The sequence below is a fragment of the uncultured Caballeronia sp. genome (genome assembly GCF_964243625.1).
GTDB lineage: Bacteria > Pseudomonadota > Gammaproteobacteria > Burkholderiales > Burkholderiaceae > Caballeronia.
Map to the genome: position 1 here is coordinate 1 of NZ_CAXTGZ010000679.1, position 3146 is coordinate 3146.

At 57.5% G+C, this 3146-nt stretch carries 4 protein-coding genes; 2 read left to right on the top strand and 2 right to left on the bottom strand.

The genetic code is table 11. The features are described from left to right. Positions 1-649: 649 nt before the first annotated feature. Positions 650-988 (bottom strand): hypothetical protein, encoded by a 339-nt coding sequence (locus ACFFAR_RS29140; RefSeq protein WP_375509004.1) that lies wholly within the window; start codon positions 986-988, stop codon positions 650-652. Between the two features lie 154 nt (positions 989-1142). Further along, a complete protein-coding gene (locus ACFFAR_RS29145) occupies positions 1143-1331 on the bottom strand; it encodes a hypothetical protein (protein WP_375509005.1) in 189 nt (62 codons plus the stop codon). A 313-nt stretch (positions 1332-1644) separates the two neighbouring features. Here ACFFAR_RS29145 and ACFFAR_RS29150 point away from each other — a divergent pair, with 313 nt between their 5' ends. Beyond that, complete coding sequence (locus ACFFAR_RS29150) at positions 1645-2727, top strand: molybdopterin-dependent oxidoreductase (RefSeq protein ID WP_375509006.1); 1083 nt, start codon at positions 1645-1647, stop codon at positions 2725-2727. Between the two features lie 94 nt (positions 2728-2821). Continuing rightward, on the top strand, positions 2822-3034 hold the full coding sequence (locus ACFFAR_RS29155; protein WP_062000112.1) for an ABC transporter permease subunit: 213 nt from the start codon (positions 2822-2824) through the stop codon (positions 3032-3034). The last annotated feature ends 112 nt before the right edge of the window (positions 3035-3146 follow it).

The following is a 3146-nucleotide window of genomic DNA, read 5'->3' on the forward strand; positions in this document are numbered from 1 at the left end:
CTCACGACTTGCCGCCAGTTGCCAGAACGGCACACCTGCATCTAAACCCGTTCCTTTTTTCCTCTTTCTCTTACCACTGTTCAGCGGCGGCCCAACGAAAGCGTCACCGATGCGGGTGGCATTCGATGGTTGACTGGGGCAGGCGGCCGGGTCCACGCTGAAGTGTCCCCAACCTCATTTCATGGAACCAGGAGGCACGCCCCAAAATCCCGCAAATGTGGTTGAACCGTCCTGCACGGCTCACGATAAGTGCGCCGCGTCGTGTTGAAATTTAAGAATATGCAATTCCGGCCGTACCCATGGCCGAGGACATGACACAAGTGAAATTGATTTCGCGCCTGTGCAATGCAGTGCACGGACCCAAGGACTCGTTTGACTGGAAACCTTCCTATTAGTCATTGAGATGTCGGCTGGTAGCACATCAAGACTGAGCATTCAAAAAGTTAATGAGGCAAGCAGGTATTCCTCAATGTCATGCCTAGCAGCATCAGTGCAGCCGCACGGCGCGTCGCAGAGTTCCGCCGCGTTTGGCTTAAGCGACGAAGGCGACATGCTTGAGTTAGCTGCGGCGATTTTGCCTCGAACGACCGCTATTGGGGTTCCACGATCCCGTCGGCTGAGCGCCGCTTCGGCATGAAAAGAGCGTGGCTTAGCCTGCAAAGAACACAATGGCTGCTGAAACACCGACTGTTGCGAAACTGCGAACAAAACGATAATTCTGCCCGCCAATCGATAAGTGGTTTTCTCCAGACCGCGTTAGCTCAAGCATCTCGTTGGCCAGAGACACCGCTATGGTGGCGATTTTGCGCAGTTCGTCGCGCGGACCCGACGGGTCGCCAAGGTAGACGGTGCATACACTGTCCTCGTAGCGCACCATCAAAATGGTCTCAGCGTTGTCCAGCGATTGCTCGAGATATTTCGCAAGTATCTCTAACGATTCTGGAGATCGCCCCAGGTCCCCGCTGACTATTTCGGTTTTCTCAGTCAATTCGCTTTCCTCCTTTCGACTAACCATGACGCGCTTTCCATTTCGTCCGTTCAATTTTTAGGCGTTTTCTGGGCACCAAAATAGGCTTTCTACACCCGCAGCATACCCCCGCCCGCACTCCGCCTTCGTCACTGGTCCCGATCCGCAGATAAACCTAGCCAACGCAAAAGCCGGCGACCGCAGCAGCCAGATGAGCCAGGGGTTCGCCACGCGGGTATTCGTCGCGATATTGAGCGCCCGGAGAAACAGGCCAAGGCGCTTCCCGCCAAGGCACCGACAGCAAAAGCCAGCGCGCCACATGCGGCAGCATGGCGAACTGCTCGGGGAAGACTAAACGTTTCATGAATTGCCAAGTCTGAAGACCTCAAACCTCGGCAGCGCAAGCCGCGGGGAAAGCGCGCCAAGCGCACGAGCTTACCGATTCCTGGACCCAGGAACGCGTAGACATCGTTAGCTGGTTCGACAAGGTGACTCAGTTAAGTCACTCTAGACACCGGTTTGCGATGATCTGCGGCAGCAATGCCATCCGTGAGCGCGATTGCCGAAGTATTTGACGTCGGCTGACGAACGCGAATTCGGCACCGGGCGCGCTTCGTGCATCGTGTAGAGGGCCGTAACACCTCTTCCCAAACGCCGATTCAGCGCCGGAGATGCGAATGACACCAAAAGGGCTCGACAAGCGGATCCATTCCACATCGCCGCTTAACGCAGAGCCGGAACTCAAGCGCCTTATCGCCGGCATGCACACGACTCAAGACGATTTTTACGTGCGCAATCACGGCAATGTGCCGGTGATTGACGAGGCGCTCCACCGGATTTCGGTCTCCGGCCGAATAAGCCGTCCGATTAGTCTTTCACTGAACGATCTTAGAAGCCGCTTTGAGCGCGTGTCCGTCAGTGCCGTAATGCAATGCGCTGGAAACCGGCGTGCTGACCTGCTGTCGGTGAAACCCGTCTCGGGTGACCCATGGGCGCCGGGGGCGATTGGCAATGCGGTTTGGACCGGCGTGAGGCTCAAGGACGTGCTCGAATCGGCCGGCATCATGTGCGGTGGAGAAATGCACGTGGTATTTGCAGCGTGCGACGACTGCGAAGCAGAGGGCAAACGCTTCCGCTATGGCGTGTCAATTCCGGCGAGCAAAGCGCTATCGGGCGATGTGCTGCTCGCCTACGAAATGAACGGCGAAGTGTTGAGCCCGGAGCATGGGTATCCATTGCGCGTAGTGGTTCCAGGATACGCGGGCGTGCGCAGTCCGAAGTGGCTGGCATCGATCGAGGTGCGCGACAAACCATCGGACAATCACATGCAGCAACGCGAATACAAATTGTTCCCCGCTTCCGTCGATGAAACCAGTGCGGACTGGAAGAACGGGACGACGATCAACGATATGCCTCTGAACTCGGCCATTTGCGAACCGAACGAAGGAGCGACATTGTGCACAGGTCCTGTCCGGGTCTCCGGATACGCCGTGGCGACGGGAACATCGGTAGCGCGCGTAGAAGTGTCGTCAGATGACGGGGTGACGTGGACACAAGCCGCACTCAACGTCGAGCCTCGCACCCCGTGGAGTTGGACGCTCTGGAACGTTGAATTGACGCTGACGAGGGGCACTCATGAACTGTCAGTACGAGCATGGGACGCGGCGGGACAGACTCAGGTATCGCAAGCAGCCGATGTATGGAATTTCAAAGGCTATCTGAGCACAGCGTGGCATCGGATCACCGTCACTGTCCAATAACGGGCTGAATTGGGCTGGAGAGTGTTCACAGGATGTTGACCAAAGTCGCCGTGCATGGTTTAAACGATCTGCTTTCTAACCACGCTGCACGACGGTGATCTCGTCGCTTCTCGGTGTGCTTGCGGCGCTGCCAAACCGCACGATCAAATGGGCGATTCATGGCTTTTTCGAGCTTTTCCGCTGGATTCCGCTGGTGGTCAACGTCTTCTTCGCGTTTTTCGGCGTGCCTTTGCTCGGGCTCGACCTGCCGCCGTTCGTTGCCGCGACGGTAGGACTGTCGCTGGGGGCGGCGCAGACGACACGGTGAACGTATCGGGCGGCCTGGACTCGGTGCCGCCGCGTCAGTGGAAGAGCGCGACGGCGCTCGGCCTGCGCCGCTAGCAGATTTAGGCGTTCATCGCCGGCCCGCAATCACTCAA